13 protein-coding genes and 1 riboswitch are annotated in these 16,869 nt (G+C 67.9%); of the genes, 9 read left to right on the top strand and 4 right to left on the bottom strand.

Features of this window, described 5'->3' with window-relative positions:
- The first annotated feature begins 148 nt into the window (after window positions 1-148).
- Together AC5QAB_RS16635 and AC5QAB_RS16630 are read left to right on the top strand one after the other, a co-directional pair.
- A complete protein-coding gene (locus AC5QAB_RS16635) occupies window positions 149-1,825 on the top strand; it encodes a 4Fe-4S dicluster domain-containing protein (RefSeq protein WP_197561872.1) in 1,677 nt (558 codons plus the stop codon).
- Between the two features lie 65 nt (window positions 1,826-1,890).
- Window positions 1,891-2,292: a c-type cytochrome gene (locus AC5QAB_RS16630; RefSeq protein ID WP_014645538.1), complete on the top strand. Its 402-nt coding sequence runs from the start codon at window positions 1,891-1,893 to the stop codon at window positions 2,290-2,292.
- On the opposite strand, the gene AC5QAB_RS16625 is transcribed toward AC5QAB_RS16630, so the two are convergent.
- Window positions 2,286-5,885: an ATP-binding protein gene (locus AC5QAB_RS16625; RefSeq protein ID WP_495233502.1), complete on the bottom strand. Its 3,600-nt coding sequence runs from the start codon at window positions 5,883-5,885 to the stop codon at window positions 2,286-2,288. The genes AC5QAB_RS16630 and AC5QAB_RS16625 overlap by 7 nt on opposite strands.
- Window positions 5,886-5,960: 75 nt before the next feature.
- On the opposite strand from AC5QAB_RS16625, the gene AC5QAB_RS16620 reads away from it, so the two are divergent.
- From AC5QAB_RS16620 to pnuC, 7 genes are all read left to right on the top strand, one after another.
- Window positions 5,961-6,599: a response regulator gene (locus tag AC5QAB_RS16620; protein ID WP_014035550.1), complete on the top strand. Its 639-nt coding sequence runs from the start codon at window positions 5,961-5,963 to the stop codon at window positions 6,597-6,599.
- A gap of 376 nt (window positions 6,600-6,975) precedes the next feature.
- Window positions 6,976-7,746 carry a hypothetical protein gene (locus tag AC5QAB_RS16615; protein WP_164109118.1) on the top strand — a complete coding sequence of 257 codons (771 nt, stop codon included), beginning with the start codon at window positions 6,976-6,978 and terminating at the stop codon, window positions 7,744-7,746.
- A 112-nt stretch (window positions 7,747-7,858) separates the two neighbouring features.
- Window positions 7,859-9,847, top strand: coding sequence for a peptidoglycan-binding protein (locus AC5QAB_RS16610; RefSeq protein WP_032959398.1), 1,989 nt, complete (start codon window positions 7,859-7,861; stop codon window positions 9,845-9,847).
- A gap of 247 nt (window positions 9,848-10,094) precedes the next feature.
- A complete protein-coding gene (locus tag AC5QAB_RS16605; protein WP_014645533.1) occupies window positions 10,095-10,502 on the top strand; it encodes a glycine zipper 2TM domain-containing protein in 408 nt (135 codons plus the stop codon).
- Between the two features lie 121 nt (window positions 10,503-10,623).
- A complete protein-coding gene (locus tag AC5QAB_RS16600) occupies window positions 10,624-11,748 on the top strand; it encodes a phosphotransferase enzyme family protein (protein WP_100450879.1) in 1,125 nt (374 codons plus the stop codon).
- Window positions 11,749-11,846: 98 nt separating this feature from the next.
- Window positions 11,847-11,942, top strand: a riboswitch (TPP riboswitch).
- 70 nt (window positions 11,943-12,012) lie between these two features.
- Window positions 12,013-14,202, top strand: coding sequence for a TonB-dependent receptor (locus AC5QAB_RS16595; protein ID WP_164109116.1), 2,190 nt, complete (start codon window positions 12,013-12,015; stop codon window positions 14,200-14,202).
- Between the two features lie 8 nt (window positions 14,203-14,210).
- Window positions 14,211-14,780, top strand: a complete 570-nt coding sequence (pnuC, locus tag AC5QAB_RS16590; RefSeq protein ID WP_069118177.1) for a nicotinamide riboside transporter PnuC — start codon at window positions 14,211-14,213, stop codon at window positions 14,778-14,780.
- A gap of 106 nt (window positions 14,781-14,886) precedes the next feature.
- On the opposite strand, the gene AC5QAB_RS16585 is transcribed toward pnuC, so the two are convergent.
- From AC5QAB_RS16585 to AC5QAB_RS16575, 3 genes are all read right to left on the bottom strand, one after another.
- A complete protein-coding gene (locus tag AC5QAB_RS16585) occupies window positions 14,887-15,306 on the bottom strand; it encodes a hypothetical protein (RefSeq protein WP_197561737.1) in 420 nt (139 codons plus the stop codon).
- An 86-nt stretch (window positions 15,307-15,392) separates the two neighbouring features.
- Entirely contained in the window at window positions 15,393-16,367 is a 975-nt protein-coding gene (locus AC5QAB_RS16580) for a Dyp-type peroxidase (RefSeq protein ID WP_014645528.1), read from the bottom strand.
- A 123-nt stretch (window positions 16,368-16,490) separates the two neighbouring features.
- On the bottom strand, window positions 16,491-16,859 hold the full coding sequence (locus AC5QAB_RS16575; RefSeq protein WP_197561738.1) for a VOC family protein: 369 nt from the start codon (window positions 16,857-16,859) through the stop codon (window positions 16,491-16,493).
- Between the last annotated feature and the right edge of the window lie 10 nt (window positions 16,860-16,869).

Genomic DNA, 16,869 nt, shown 5'->3' with positions numbered 1-16,869 from the left:
ATGACGTGAACATCGGCGATCTAGCTCGATCACGCGCGGCCCGGTACCCTGACACATTCAAACAACCGTTTCGCTCGTGGCTGCACGCGCGATTCCCAGGCACCGCCGGTGGCCCCGATGCCGGCCCTACCCACGAGTCATGCAATCGATGAGCGCTGAAGCCAACGCCCTGCCCCCGCGTGAAGTAATGGAATTCGACGTGGTGATCGTCGGCGCCGGCCCCGCCGGCCTGGCCACCGCGATCCGCCTGCGCCAGCGCGCGATCGAAGCCGGCCGCGAGTTGTCGGTGTGCGTGCTGGAGAAGGGGTCCGAACCAGGCGCGCACGTGCTGTCTGGTGCGGTGATGGATCCGCGCGCGCTGACCGAGCTGTTCCCGGACTGGGCCGAGCGCGGCGCACCGCTGAAGCAGAAGGTCACCCGTGACGAATTCCTGTTCCTCAGCGAAACCGGCGCGCGCAGCACGCCCAACGCGCTGCTGCCGGAGTGCTTCCACAACGAAGGCAACTACATCATCAGCCTGGGCGAAGTGACCCGCTGGCTGGCGCAGCAGGCCGAGGCGCTGGAAGTGGCGATCTTCCCCGGCTTCGCCGCAGCCGAGGTGCTGTACGGCGACAACGGTGAAGTGATCGGCGTGGCCACCGGCGACATGGGTATCGAGAAGGATGGCAGCATCGGCCCGGCGTTCGAGCGCGGCATGGCGCTGCAGGCGAAATACACGATCTTCGCCGAAGGCGCGCGCGGCCATCTCGGCCGCCAGTTGATCGCGCGTTACACGCTGGACGAAGGCAAGGACCCGCAGGCCTACGGCATCGGCATCAAGGAGCTGTGGCAGATCGACCCGTCCCGGCATGAGCCGGGTCTGGTGGTTCACGCCGCCGGCTGGCCGCTGGACAGCGACACCTACGGCGGCGCGTTCCTGTACCACGCCGACGGCGGCAAGGTCGCCATCGGCTACGTGGTCGGCCTGGACTACAGGAACCCGTGGCTGAGCCCATTCGAAGAGTTCCAGCGCTTCAAGACCCATCCGTCCATCCGCAAGCATCTGGAAGGCGGTACCCGCATCGGTTACGGCGCGCGTGCGATCACCGCCGGTGGCCTGCTGTCGCTGCCGAAGACGGTGTTCCCGGGCGGTGCACTGGTCGGCTGCGAGGCCGGCTACCTCAACGCCAGCCGCATCAAGGGCAGCCATGCCGCGATCAAGACCGGCATGCTGTGCGCCGACGCCGCGTTCGACGCGCTGGCCGCCGACCGCCAGCACGATGAACTGAGCGCCTACCCGAAGGCGTTCGAAGCCAGCTGGCTGTTCACCGAACTGCAGCAGGCCAAGAACTTCAAGCAGTGGTTCAAGAAGGGCCAGACCGTGGCCACGCTGATGACCGGCGTCGAGCAGTGGCTGCTGCCGAAGCTGGGCGTGCGCAACCCGCCGTGGACCCTGCACCGCACGCAGCCGGATCATGCCTGCCTGGAACCGGCCGCCAAGCACACCCGCATCGTCTACCCGAAGCCGGATGGGGTGCTGACCTTCGACCGCCTCAGCTCGGTGTTCCTGAGCAGCACCAACCACGACGAGAACCAGCCCAGCCACCTGACGCTGAAGGACCCCAGCATTCCGGTGAAGGTGAACCTGGCCGAGTACGCAGGCCCGGAAGCCCGCTATTGCCCGGCCGGTGTGTACGAGTTCGTTGGCGAAGCCGACAACGCGCGCCTGCAGATCAACGCGCAGAACTGCGTGCACTGCAAGACCTGCGACATCAAGGATCCGACCCAGAACATCGTCTGGGTGACCCCGCAGGGCGGCGGCGGCCCGAACTACTCGGGCATGTGATCGCCCCGGGCTGCGACCGTGTGTCGCAGCCCGACCGCTCCACCGCACCGCTATCCTGCCCACCCATGCGTGCCTGCCGCCTGCTCACCGCCGTTGCCGTGGCCCTGCTTGCCACGGCCTGCCAGCGCCCGCCCGCGGTGCCGGCCACGCCCGAACAGGCCCGGCAGCAGGCCATGCAGCGCGCGTTCGAACTGTGTGCCGGCTGCCACACCGTGCAGCCCGGTGGCATCCACCGCTTCGGGCCCAACCTTCACGGCGTGATCGGCCGCCGCGCCGGCAGCCTGCCCGACTATGGGTATTCCGACGGCATGCGCCGCGCCGACATCACCTGGACCGCACAGACGCTGGATACCTTCCTGCAGTCACCCACGCACCTGGTGCCGGGCACCCGCATGTACAACGCCTTCCCCAGCGCAGAACGCCGCGCCCTGGTGATCGCCTACCTGCAGCAGCAGTCGGCTCAGTGAGCCAGGCGCTGCAGCTGTTGCTGCAGCCGCGCCACGAACGTCGTTACGGTGGCGAACAACGGCGCCGTATCGGCCTCTGCCGCATCCTGCAGGCGCTCGACCAGGGCATTGGCCTGCTGGGCCAGTGCCGTGGCCCCGATCGCCCCGAGCCCGCCGGCCTGGCGATGCAGGTGCAGCGCCGCAGCCTGGCGGTCGCCAGCCTGCACGGCGCGCTGCACGGCGGCCAGGTCACCCTCGCTGGCCTGCAACAGGCTGTCGCGCAGCTGCTCGGCCACCACGCGCGAGCCGAAGCGCTGCTGCAGGGTGGCCAGATCAGGCAATGCTTCACCGTCGTCGGCGGCAACCTCCGGCACCGGCACCTCGAACGACTGGCCCTGGGCCTGCGGCAGCCAGCGCAGCAGCGCCGCACGCAGCGTGGCCAGCGACAGCGGCTTGGCCAGTACCTCGTCCATGCCGGCCTCGCGGCAGCGGCGCGCATCGTCGTCCAGCACGCTGGCGGTCAGCGCCAGCACCGTCAGCCGCGGCTGGCCGGTACGGCCCTCGCGTTCGCGCAGCAGGCGGGTGAAGCCAAATCCATCGAGTACCGGCATGCGGCAGTCGGTGATCACCAGGTCGAAGCTCTCCGACGACAGGCGATCCAGCGCCTGCTGGCCATCGCCCAGCAGCACATGGGGCACGCCCAGCTGCTGCAGCCGCCACGCCATCATCGCCTGGTTGGTCGGGTGGTCCTCGATCACCAGCACCCGTGCCTGACGCAGCGCGGCGGGCAGCAGCGCGGTCTGGTCCTGCTCGGCCAGCAGTGCCGCCGCGTCCTCGCTGCCGGCCTCCACCAGCGATACCCGCACTTCGGCGCGGGTTCCTTCGCCCAGCGTGCTGTGCAGGGTCAATTCGCCCTGCATCATCTGCACCAGTCGCTGGCAGATGCTCAAGCCCAGGCCAGTGCCGCCGTGGTCACGCTGGATGTAGGCGCCGGCCTGCGTAAAGGGCGCGAACAGGTGCTGCAGTTGTTCCGGTGCGATGCCGATGCCGGTGTCGGTAACGCTCAGGCACAGCGGTTGCACGCTGTCTTCGCTGGTCGGCCCCAGCACCTCCAGCTGCAGGCGCACCTCGCCCTGTGCGGTGAACTTGATGGCATTGCTGAGCAGGTTGAACACGATCTGGCGCAGCCGCACGCCGTCCACTTCGTGGGCCGGCGCCAGCTCGGGATCGATCTGCACGTGCAGCGCCAGGCCACGCGCGCTGGCCTGGGCCGACAGCAGGCGGCACACGCTCTCCAGCAGGGGCCGCAGCGGTTGCGGCACCGGTTCCAGGCGCAACGCCCCTGCTTCCAGCCGCGAGTAATCGAGGATGTCATCGAGGATCTGCCGCAGCATCTGGGCCGAATCCTCGATAACGCCGAGGATGCGCTGCTGTTCGCTGTCCAGCGGTGAGTGCGCCAGCACCTCCAGCATCCCCAGCACGCCACTCATCGGCGTGCGGATCTCATGGCTCATCGTGGCCAGGAAGCGCGATTTGGCCTCGGCGGCCTGCTCGGCGTCCGCCTTCGCCGCCGCCAGGGCATCGGCCTGCATCCGCGCTTCGCTCACGTCCACCCAGTAACCGCTCCAGATCACCGCGCCCTCTTCGGCGGCATAGGGGTGGGCCTGGCTGCGCACCCAGCGCACGCCCTCCCCATCGCTGCGCAGGCGGAACTCCAGGATCAATGGGGCGAACTGGCGCGCGGCCTGCTCGATGGAGTGCAGGATGTGCGCGCGGTCCTCTTCCTCGATGCGTTCCAGCAACACCCTCGCATCCTGTTCGGCCTGCTGCCGTGTAATGCCGAACAACGCAGGCAGGTCACCGGCGATGAACGGGAAGCTGAGCGCGCCATCGGCGTCGCGACGCGCCTGATAGACCACTGCAGGCAGGTTGTCGGTCACCTCGGCCAGACGCTGCTCCAGCTGGCGACGTCCTGCCACCTCGCGGCGCAGCCGCCAATGGCCGACGCCATGTACCAGCAGCGCGGTCAGCAGCACCAGCAGCACCGGCACGCCCCACCGCAGCACCTTGTTCCAGTCGACACCGTTGCGGTACTCCACCCCCAGCCAGGCATTGCGCAGGGCCTCGCGCTTGCGTGGGGTCATCTGCAGCAGCAGGCGATCGAAGGTGGTAGCCAGTGCCGCGTGGCGGCGGTCCACAGCCAGCACCAGCTGGTCGTTGAAGCCGGCCGGTGCCGCCACCTGCAGCCGCCCCGGGAAACGGCTGCGCAGCAGGTGATCGACCACGGCAAGGTTGCCAATGTACGCATCGGCGTCGCCAGCGAGCAGGCGCTGCAGCGACTGTTCGGCGCTGCGTGCAGCGATGATCCGCGCCTGCGGTGCCTGCTGCAGCACGTAGCCGCGCACACGCTCCGGGTCGGACAGCAGCACGCGCTTGCCCTGCAGGTCAGCCAGGCCCAGCAGCGACTCGCCATCGCTCCTGACCACAATCACGTTCGGCACGCTGATGAAGGGCTGGCTGAACACCCAGTCCGGGCCCAGGTACCGTGAATCGACAGGAATGCCCATCACCGCCTGCAGCTCACCGCGGCGGGCCTTCTCGCGCACCTCGTACCAGTCGTGGCTGTCCTCGACCTGCAGGTTGGCACCGGCCTGCATCAGGCGCTGCAGGTATTCGCTGGCCAGCCCGCTGGGCCGGCCATCCTCGCCGGTGAACGACAGTGGCGCGGCATTCGGGGCGAAACCGATCTTCAACGGCTGCTCCAGCACGCGCTTCTCGGCCTGGCTCAGCGCCAGCTGCGCCGATGCCGACCAGTGCGGCGGTGGCAGCCATCGTTGTGCGAGGGCATCACGCTGGGCCTGGCTGGTGGCCGCCAGCGCCAGGTCCAGGGCTTCAGCCAGGGGTTGCTTGCTGTTGGGAATGCCGAAGTGCAGCCGTTCAGGGGGCAGGTCGCTGGGCCGCAACAGCGCCACGCCCTGCAGGCGCCGGCTGGCAATCAGCTCGGTGGCGACAAAGGCATTGCCGATGTAGACGTCGGCCTTGTCGTCTCTGACCATCTGCAATGCGCTCAACGTGTCGTTTACGACAAGCTGGCGGGCACGCGGGAATCGGGCGCGCACCTGCGGACCGGTCAGGAAATCCTGCTCGATCACCACCCGCAGACCCTCCAGGTCGGGCATGTCGGAGGCACGCAGGTCGTCCGGCCGGCCCACCAGGGCCAGCGGCGCTTCGCTGTAGGCCGCGGTATAGACCATGCAGCGGGTGCGGTCGGCACTGAGGCCGACATTCATAACCACGTCGATCTCGCCACGACATGCCGCATCCAGCACGGATGTCCAGTCCGGATAGCGGCGCGCCTCGACCTTCATGCCGAGCTGGTGTGCAAGATGCGACAGGTAGTCCGGTCCCAGACCGACCTGCTGGCCGTCACGGAGGGACTCGAAGGGCGGCCAACCGCTGTCATACTGCCCGACAACGATGGTCGGATGCGCCACCAGGTATTCGCGCTGCAACGGGCTGAGCGGCAGCAGCCCAGGGGCCGGCTGTGCCTGGGCCACGGGCAGGGCCAGCACCGCCAGCAGCAGGAGCAGCCCGCGAACAGCCCACCTACGCATCTGCGTCGATCTCCTAGAATCCTGCCAGGGACCGCGATGGTCGCGGTCCGGCGTGCCCGATGGCCATACTAGAGCATGAGCTTGCGCATCATCATCGCAGACGATCACCCGGTGGTCCGCATCGGTACCCGCGCCGTCATCGAGTCGAGCGGCGTGGGCCGCGTGGTCGGCGAGGCCGACAGCGCGCAGGCGCTGATGACCCTGCTCGCCAACCAGCCCTGTGACCTGCTGGTCACCGACTACTCCATGCCGGGCAGCCCACAGGCCGATGGCTTCGCCATGATCGGCATGATCCGCCGCCGGCATCCGGATCTGCCGGTGCTGATGCTCAGCGTCTCCAGCAACCTGGCGATCCTGCGCATGGTGCTCGACAGTGGCGTGCTCGGTCTGGTCGACAAGAGTTCGTCAATGGACGAGCTGCCGCAGGCCATCCAGTCGGTGTACCGCGGCCAGCCCTACATCAGCCGCAGCCTGCGCGAGCGGGTGGACGCGGCCGGCAGCTGGCGCATGCGCGAGGGCGACGGCAAGCCGTTGTCACCACGCGAAGTGGAGGTGCTGCGGCTGCTCGGCACCGGCATGACAGTGAAGGAGATTTCGCTGCAGCTGCACAAGAGCGTCAGCACCATCAGCCGGCAGAAGGGCGACGCCATGCTCAAGCTGGGGTTGAAGGGCGACGCCGAATTGTTCGACTACCTGCGTGACGGCAAGATCTGAGACGCACTTCACATCACAGACCCGGCTGCCGCCCCCCCTCTTTGACGGCCTGCGGATCTGTGCCAAGATGGACGGGCATGAGTTCTCAATGCGAGGTCGAAGGAATCGACCGGCTCATGTCCTCGCTCCCGTCCGTGGTGGATGGGGTGCGGCTTCCTGCCGGCCGTCTGGCCCGGCAACGCTGACCATGGAGAGGCGCATGCAGTCCCCCCCCGAGCTACGTTGGACCCTGCCGTTGCGGCCCCTGCGCGCATTCGCGGCATGCCTGCTCGTCTCTCTTTCCGCTGCCGCCTGCAGCGCCGCCGATCCGGCCCCCTCGTCCTCCCAGCCTGCGCCTGCGCAGGCTGCCAAAGCGCCCCGACAGGATGTTGCCCCGATGCAGAACCCCTCTCCCGATGCCGCCGTCACCCCGCCCGACGCGCCGACCGTGATGTATTTCATCTACCAGGTGGATGGCGACGGTGCGACGTCCTATGAGGTCCAGAACGGCAGCGTGGCGACCTTCTGGTTCGGCCACCGCTTCACCTTGGACGGCACCACCTACTACACCGGCTTTTCCTGGGATACCCGCGAGCATTACGGCAAGCCGGGCGAACAGCAGCCGGCCGGCCCCGACGACCGCGCCAATCTGGCCGAGGCCACCTTCGTGCTGGCCGGCGGCGACGCGAAGAAGCCGTGGAAGTTCCGCGGCCAGGAATGGACCATCGGTGCGCTCGGCGCCTACGACAAGGCCGACGACGTCGATACCCGGCGCAAGCCGATCGAACACCGCACCGCCGACGGCCGCCTGCTGCTGGCGGTGCCGACCAGCAGCTTCGACCGCGGCATCAGCAGCAGCGGCTACGCCCTGCTGCTGTTCAACCCCAAGCGCAGCGAGGACGACCTGGACAGCAAGGTCTGGCGCTACGTCGGCTCGGTGCGCACCGGCGAAGACAACAGCGCGGCCTGCGACGACGGCAACGTGATGCCGTGCACCGACAGCGATGGCGAACTGGCCTTCGTGGCCGATGGCAACGGCCTGCCGCAGCTGATCGTGACCTTCAAGGGCACCACCATCGAAGCCCCGGGCAAGACCCGCGCGCTGGGTGCCGGCGACACCGTGCACTACCGCTTCGACAGCAAGGCCCAGCAGTACATCACGCCCTGATTTCCATCCGCCGCAGGCGGGTTACCTGTTGACCGACATGTTCTTGACTCACGGATGAGTCCGGTTGGCGATTCGCGGCATCGGCCGCTCCATCAACCCCGAGGAAAACGTCATGGCACAGCATGACTACAGCAAAAAGGAAGTCCTGGACATCGTCGAGCAGGTCGCCCGGCAGAAGGGCATTCCGGTCGATGACTTCATGCGCTTCGCGCACATCGAGACCGGCGGCACGTTCAACGAACGCGCCCACAATACGTCGACCGGGGCCAAGGGCCTGTTCCAGTTCGTGCCCGGTTCGGCGCGCCAGTACCACCTGACCGGCCACGAGTTCGATCCGACCCGCAACACCGAAGCCGCCGCGCAGATGTACCAGGACAACCTGGGCTCGATGGCGCGCCGCAATGAGCGCACCGGCCACCCGTACCTGTCCGGCGGCGACACGCCGACCGGCCTGGACCTGTACCTGGCCCACCAGCAGGGCAGCGCCGGCTATGGCTCGGTGCAGACCGCGATCGCCACCGGCACCTTCGGCGTGGTCCGCAACGGCCATGGCGAAGAGATCAACATGCGCCGCAACGTGCTCAACCAGATCGGGTCCGATGCCAAGGCGCTGACCGGCCACACCCTGGCCGAAATGCGTGGCATGAACGACGGCGACCTGGCGCGGACCTTCTCCAGCTACTACATCCACAAGTACGCAGCGATCAGCATCCCGGAAAAGCACATCACGCCGCAGACCGTGGCACCGGGCCAGGCCCAGGCTCCAGGCACACCTGCGCAGACCGCCGCAGTGGGCGCCGCTGCGGCCACGCTGGCGGCGACCGCAACGGCTCCTGCTGCGCCGAAGCCGGGCATCGAACTGCACGCCGCGTACGACGCTGGCGTGAAGTACGACGATGTGAAGTACGCCATCAACATCCCGGGCCACGCGCTGTACGTGCCGGGCAAGACCGGCAAGAACGTGGACCAGGGCTACATCGATTGCTCCGGCTGGGTCGGCACCCTGCAGAACCGGACCATGGACGAGATCAACCAGAAGGCCGGGCACGCTGTCTTCAGCAAGGCCGACCGCATCGACCTGGGCAACCTCGGTTCCGGCGGCATCGTGCACAAGGCCGTCGAACAGTCCGGCGTGCTGCTCGAGCGCGACGCCATCCTCAAGCCCGGTGCGCTGAAGGAAGGCATGGTCATCGGCCTGGATACGGCCAGGACCCGCCACGAGCACTGGAATGGCATCGACCACATCGTGATGGTGGTGCGCGACCCGAATACCGACAAGCTGCTGATCAGCCAGTCCACCGGCAGCAAGGGCGTGCACACCATGCCGGTGGAGGATTACCTCAAGCAGGTGAAGGACCACCCGCACTGGAAGCTGTTCGCGTCGGACCCGTTGTCCAAGGCGCGCGACCTGCTGGAAAGCCGCACCCAATCGCATGAGCAGACCCAGGGCAAGCCTGCGGCCGAACACAAGGCCGCTGCCGCCCCGCACGCCGAGCTGTACAAGCCGGGCGCGCACAGCGAGGGCGTGCGCAAGGTGCAGGAGCAGCTGGGCCACCTCGGCTATGCCGGGGCCGACGGCAAGCCGCTGGCCGAGGACGGCCGCTTCGGGCGCAATACCGAAGCGGCGGTACGCCAGCTGCAGAAGGACAACGGGCTGGTTGCCGACGGCATCGTCGGTGCAAAGACGCTGGATGCGATCAAGGAGGCCCGCGAGCGCCCGCTGCTGAACGACGAGCGGCACCCGCGCAATCCGATGTACCTGCAGGCCACCGAAGGCCTGGAGCGGATGCCGGCGGGCACCTTCAAGGACCGCCACGCGCTGGAAAGCGCCGCAGCGGCCCTGACCAGGGAGGCGCATGCCGCCGGCCTGCAGCGCATCGACGCGGTGGTGCCCAGCCCGAACGGTGAGCGCCTGTTCGCCGTGCAGGGCACGGTCGGTGACCCGGCGGCCAGCCGCGTTGCGGTGGAAACCCGCACCGCCAGCGAGCAGAGCATGGCGCTCAGCAGCGGCGCGGTGCAGGGCGCGCCGAACGTGCTGCACCAGCAGCAGGACGCGCAGCAGGAACAGACCCGCCAGGCGCAGAAGGCCATGGGCGTCTGAGCCCGCAGCGCCTTGCAGACCGGGAGGGGCCGCGCCATGCGCGGCCCTTTCCCTTTCTGCCAGCTGAGCGGTAAAAGCCACTTTCAGCCTTGCTTCATGCCGCCTGCCGCTAGATGAATGCGCAAGCCGCCCGGTAGGCCAGGCAATGTTCCGGCAATGTTGGAACGCCAGCGTGGTCTCCACGGCAGCCGGGGCGCCCCGCGCCCTCCCTGCCCAGCGTGGCATGCACCTCACAGGAGAACCGAACATGCTCAGTACTTCCACACTCAGCTTCCGTGGTCTGGCGATGGCCCTGGCACTGGTTGCCGGTGTCGCCGTGGTCAGCGATGCCAGCGCGATGTCGAGGAAGGACAAGCGCACCCTGGTCGGCGCCGTGGTCGGTGGCGTGGCCGGCAACCTGCTGTCCAACGGCGACCCTGCGGCCACCGTCGGCGGTGCCGTGGCCGGCGGCGCGATCGGCAACCTGACCACCTCCGACCGCCGCGACCGCCGTTACTACGACAATCGCCGTTACGACGACCGCTACGATCGCCGTTACGACCGTGGCTACTACCGCAGTGGCTACTACGACCGTGGCGATGACCGCCGCTGGCAGCGTGAGCGCTACTACGACAACCGCTACTACCACGACCGCGGCCGCCATCGCGGCTGGTAAGCAGCGCCGACATACCGATGACGCGGAGACGGGCGGGTCGATGACCCGCCCGTTTGCGTTGGCCACGCGCATGGCGTTGAATGCGCAGCCTTGGATGTGACTTTCCCGATCGGACTGTGGCATGACGTCTTCCTCCCACCGCGTGCAGGGCCTCAACAACGACGAGGTCGCTGCCGACTGGCCACCGATCAGCGCGGCGGACATCGCGTGGCTGAGTACGCGTTACCCGCAGCTGGGCGGGCACAGCCAACCGCGCTGGCACAGCCCGCGGCCGCTGTCTGCCGCCGCCATCGTCGACGACACGCGCGGCGCGGTGTTCATCAAGCGCCACCACCACAGCGTGCGCAGCGCGGCCTGTCTGGAAGAAGAACACCACTTCATCGCCCATCTCGCCGCCGCCGGCGTGCCAGTGGTGCAGGTGCTGCCGGCCACCGATGGCCACACTGCGGTCGAACACGGCGAATGGACGTTTGAACTGCACGATGTCGGCGTGGGCGACGACCTGTATCGCGACGCGGTGTCGTGGTCGCTGTTGACCGATGTCGCGCAGGCCCGCGAGGCAGGGCGCACGCTCGCACAGCTGCACCGTGCCGCCGCCAGCTACCACGCGCCCCAGCGCAGCACCCATCTGCTGGTGGCGCGCGACGACCTGATCCGTGCCGACGATCCGATCGCCGCCATCAAGGCAGGACTGGATGAACGTCCCGGGCTGGCACGCTATCTCGCGCGCATTCCATGGGAAGCACAGCTGCAGCGCGACGTGCTGCCGTGGCACGCCGGCCTGGCCGAGCGCCTGCGCGCCGAGCCCCGGCTGTGGGCGCACAACGACTGGCATGTCTCCAACCTGCTGTGGCGCAACGGCGAGGTCAGCACCGTGCTGGATTTCGGCCTGGCGTCGCCCACCAGCGCGCTGTTCGACCTCGCCACCGCGATCGAGCGCAACGCAGTGGCGTGGCTGGAACTGGAGCGCGGCATGGAGGCAGTGCGCATCGATATCGCGCTGGCCCTGCTCGACGGCTACCGCGAGGTGCTGCCGTTGTCGGCGGCACGCGTGCACCTGCTGGCCGACCTGCTGCCAATGGTCCATTTCGACTTCGCACTGTCCGAAGTGGAGTACTTCGAAGGTGTCACCCGCTCAGCCGCGAATGCCGACGTGGCCTGGCAGCCCTTCATGCTGGGCCATCCGGCGTGGTTCCACAGCGCGCCGGGACGGGCACTGCTGCAGGCCCTGCACGCCGTCGCGTGATCCGGTTGACGCAGCGTTGGGGTCAGATCCCTTTCCGCAGGAAAGGGATCTGACCCCGGCTGGCGCTCGCAAATCCGTACCATTTGTAGTGAAATGGTCACCTGAAGCGGGGGTGCCTGGATCTGCCAGGCTGAGAGAGTCCCTTGGAACCTGATCCGGTTTGCACCGGCGTAGGGAGCTTTGAGCCGCAGCCACACCCCCATCATGGGCCGGTGCACCTGCGCGCCGTCGCTTCGTCTCCCTTGTTGTCCGAAGACGAACCGAATGAACCGCTGCCTGCGCCCCACCCTGCTCTCACTCGCCCTCTGCGCCGCGCTGCCGCTGCATGCCAGCGAGGCCGAGGCCACCACCGATGCGGCTGCCACTGGTGCCGAACGCTCGCCGACCGAACTGGCGGCGGTGCGCGTGGAGGCCGGCAAGCCGAAGGCCGATACTTCGCGCGTGAATGCCTTCGGCGGCGGTTCGTGGAAGGACACGCCGGCTTCGGTGAACGTGCTCGAGCGCGACTATCTCGAACGTCGCCAGGTACGTTCGCTGTCCGAGCTGGCCAGCAACGATGCCTCGCTGGGTGATGCGTATGCACCTGTGGGCTACTACCAGAACATCGCCATCCGCGGCTTCGCGCTGGACGCCGCCACCGGCTACCGCTTCAACGGGCTGTCCATCGCCGGCGAGCAACGCCTGGCGCTGGAGAACGTGCAGTCAGTCGAGATCCTCAAGGGTGAAGCCGGCCTGGCGGCAGGGGTGATGGCGCCGGGCGGGATCATCAACTACATCGGCAAGCGCCCGGCTGAAGTACGCACCGCCACGCTCGGCACCGATTCGGAAGGCTCACGCTACGTCGCCGTCGATGTCGGCCACTGGATCACCCCGCGTTTCGGCCTGCGCCTGAATGCCGCATGGGACTCCAGCAATTCCTACGTCGCGCACGCCGATGGCCGCCGCAACTTCTACTCGCTGGCCGCCGACTGGCTGATCGGCGAGCGCGGCAAGCTGGAAGTAGATGCCAACTACCAGACCAGCTCGCAGCGCTCGGTGTCCGGCTACCAGCTGCTGGGCGCGCGTGACCTGCCGCGCGGTGTCGACCGCGAGCACCTGCTCGGCTACCAGCCGTGGCAGCGCCCGGTGGATATCGCCAGCACCAACATCACCGCGCTGCATACCTACGACTTCAACGATGCCTGGCAGTCGCGCGTCTCGGTCGGCCACAGCCGCTCGGTGATCGATGACAACGTCGCCTTCGCCTACGGTTGCTACTACGCCGTGCAGTGCGCCGATGGCAGCGTGCCAGGCAACTACTTCGCACCCAACGGCGACTACGATGTCTACGACTACCGCAGCCCGGACGACACCCGCCGCAACCAGCAGGCCCGTGCCGAGCTGCGTGGCCGCTTCGAGACCGGCAGCGTCGGCCATCAGCTGACCCTCGGTGCCGACTACTTCCGCCGCACCGTGGACAAGCGCCCGAGCGTCAACGAGTACGTCGGCACCAGCAACATCCACGACCCGCAGGTGCCCGTGTTCGAGCCGTCGCCGAAGATGCCCGGCCCCTCCGCACGACGCCTGGACAGCCGCCAGACCGCGTTCTTCGCGCTGGACCGGATGAGCTTTGGCGATGACTGGCAGTGGTTGGCCGGTGGCCGCTTCGTGCGCTTGGACGAGCGTGCCTACGACAAGCGTGGCGTTCCGCAGCGGCACAGCCGCCTGTCGCGGTTCCTACCGCAGACCGCGGTGGTGTGGAAGGCCACCGATCAGCTCAACGCCTATGCCAGCTACGTGCGCGGCATTTCGCTGGGCCAGGAAGCGCCGTTCTGGACCAGCAATGCCGACACTTTCCTGCCGTCGGTGCAGTCGCGGCAGCTGGAAGCAGGCGTGAAGTACGTGCCGGTCGAGGCGCTGACGCTGGGTGCAGCGGTGTTCCGCATCTCGCAGCCCTACCAGTACGCCAGGCCCGACAGCAGCGACGTCGGCTACACCTTCGTCGAGGATGGCACGCAGACCCACACCGGCCTGGAGCTGACCGCCAACGGCCAGCTGACGGACGCACTGCAGATCGTGGCCAGCGCCAGCGTGCTGCAGGCGCGCGCGCGCGACACCGGCACGCCGGCCTATGAAGGCCATCAGCTGGTGAACGTGCCGAAGGTACGCGCCAGCGTGCACGTGGCCTACGCGCTGCCGTTCGTGCAGGGCCTGGACGTGACCGGTGGCTGGCGCTATGCCGGTGCCAACGTGGCACGCGCCGATGGTGGCGTGCGCGCGCCGGACTACTCGGTGTTCGATGCCGGCCTGCGCTTCCAGCATCGCCTGCACGAACGCGCGGTGACCTGGAACCTGTCGGTGGACAACGTATTCAACCGCTTCTACTGGCGCGATACCGGCAGCAGCGGCGGTGACTACTACCTGTTCCCCGGTGCACCGCGACAGGCCCGCCTGTCGGTGACGTTCGCGCTGTGAGCGGCGTGATGCTGGAGTGGACCGCCGCGCTGTGCAGCATCCTCGGCGTCTGGCTGATGGCCCGGCGCCGGCTGGCAGCGTGGCCGGTGGGCCTGCTGTCGGTGGCGCTGTATGGCCTGGTGTTCGCCGAGGCCAAGCTGTACTCGGACACCCTGCTGCAGGTCGCCTTCGGTGGCTTCCTGGTCTATGGCTGGCTCAACTGGCGGCAGCACGCCGCCGATGAGGGCAGCATCCGCATCGTGCCACTGGCACGCGGCACCCTGCTGCGCGACCTGGCCATCGGCCTGTGCGGTGGCGTGGTGCTGGGTGCAGCCATGCACAGCTTCACCGACGCTGCCCTGCCGTGGTTGGATGCGCTGCTGACCGGTCTGAGCCTGGTCGGGCAATGGTGGCAGGCCCGCCGCCACGTGGCCTGCTGGTGGGTGTGGATCGCAGTGGACGTGGTCTATGTGGGTGCGTACCTGTTCAAGTCGCTGCACGTGACCGCCGCGCTGTACGTGTTCTTTCTCGGCCTGGCCGTGTTCGGCCTGCGCGCATGGAGCGCCGCCGCGCGTGAACCGCAGGTGGCAACGCGGTAGCGCCACGCCATGCGCGGCCGGGCTACCGGTAGTCGCCAACCTGGGTTGGTGCGCGCCTGCCGACCAAGGTCGGCATCTACCCACCACATCCACGCATGGCGCGGATCTACTTCGGCTCCAGCAACAGGCCCAGGCGCAGCGGTTGGCGCATGTCGGCCGGCGGTGCCGCCTGCAACGGCGCGGCCTGCAGCGTCGCGCGCAGGTCGGCGTCGACCTGGGCATCGCCCAGGCTGTCGAATTCCAGTTTCGAAATACGGCCATCCGCCGCGATCCACACGCTCACCGGAAGCGGTGCCGGTGTGTCAGGGTGCGCCTGCAACCACGCCAGCACACGCTGCGCCTGCGGGTCCTGTTCCTGCTGCAGGCGCTGCTGCAGCTGGCCACCCACGGCGGCGGCGTAGGCCATCCAGTGCGCAGGGGCTTCCTGCGCGGAAACGCTGGCACTCCCCAGTGCCAACGCGCCGAACACCGCGGCCAGACGCCGCCACCAGCGGCGCATGCCGGTCCTGTTTGCTGACATGACCATCGCCTGCCTCCTGCACTCCCATCCAGCGCGCCATGGTCGGCGCCCTAGATGACAGGCAGATGGCGGCCGGTGATGGCCCGGCGCGATCACTCGCCCAGGTCGGCCAGCACCTTGCGCGAGGGCGCGAAGAAGGTCACGCCGGTGGTGGCGGTGGAGAAGTCGAGGATGCGGTCATGCAGCGGCGCAGGATTGCCGATGAACATGCGCTCGAGCATCTTCTCGATCACCCACAGGCGGCGGGTGTAGCCGATGAAGTAGGTACCGTACTCGCCACGCCCCGGGTTGGCGAACGGCATGTTGTCGCGCAGGATCTCGTGCTCGCCGTCGGCATCCTCGATGGTGCACAGGGTCTTGTGCGATTTCTGCGCATCGGCCGGCGCGTCGTCCAGCTCGATGTTGTCGTGCTTGGTGCGGCCGATGATCGCCTCCTGCGCCTCGGTCTTCTGCGCGCGCCACGCATCGAGGTTGTGCAGGTACTTCTGCACCACCACGTAACTGCCGCCGGCATGCTCCGGGTCCTCGTCACCCACGATCGTGGCTTCCGGCAACGACAGCCCTTCTGGATTGGCCGTGCCATCGACGAAGTCGAGCAGGTCGCGGCCATCGAAGTAGCGGAAACCGGCGACATCATCGACCGTTTCCACCGCGTCACCGAAGGCCATCAGCAGGTTGCGCTCGAACGCCACGATCAGGTCCATGGTGCGTGCGCGGATGTGGTACAGCAGGTCACCGGGCGTGGACACGGCGGTGTGGGTCGCGCCCTTGATCTCGCGGAACGGCTTCAGCTCGCGTGGCGGCGTGGAGCCTACCAGCGGCTGCCACACGCGATGGCCAATGGCAACGTTGCAGGTGAAGGTGCGCTCGATCTCGCGGATGGCGGTGTTCTTGATCAGATCGTCGGTACTGGCCAGCACCTCGCGCGCCTTGGCGATCGACGCCTCGTCATCCTTCACCTTCAGCACCAGGAACGCCGCCGAATGGGTGAGCGGCGCAGTGATCTGCTGCGGCTCGTTGTCGAGCGTGTGGTTGACGGCGGTGATCGGTGCGGGCTGGGAGTTCACGGCGGTTCCTGCTGGCTTGAGGCGGACGCATCGCGTGTGGCGATGTGCGGGCGATCATAGCGGAACCGCCTGACCGGGGACGGAGCGGTTCTCGTTCCGTCCACCAGCGAAGGTACGAAGACCTCAGTCCACATCACTCCAGACCGCCAGTTCGTAGCCATCCAGATCGCGGAAGTGGAAGCGGCGGCCCCCGGGGAAGGCGAACACCGCCTGCACCACTTCGCCACCGGCGGCGACCACGCGCTGCCGTGCGTCGGCCAGGTCCGCGCAGTACAGGATCACCAGCGGTCCTCCGTGAGCACGCAACGGCGCGTCAGACACGAAGCCGCCCTTCAGCCGGCCATCGTCGAACTCGGTATAGGCCGGGCCATAGTCGGTGAACTGCCAGCCGAACACCTCGCCGTAGAAGCGTTTGCTGCGGGCGATGTCGGCGACGTTGAATTCGATGTTGTCGATGCGGCCTTCGGCTTCGTGGGTAGCTTCGTGGCTCATGAGGTTGCTC

This window comes from Stenotrophomonas sp. YJH_SMC_127 (assembly GCF_059372445.1).
Note: the sequence above shows the minus strand (reverse complement) of the source record. Positions and strands in the feature narration are given on the sequence as shown.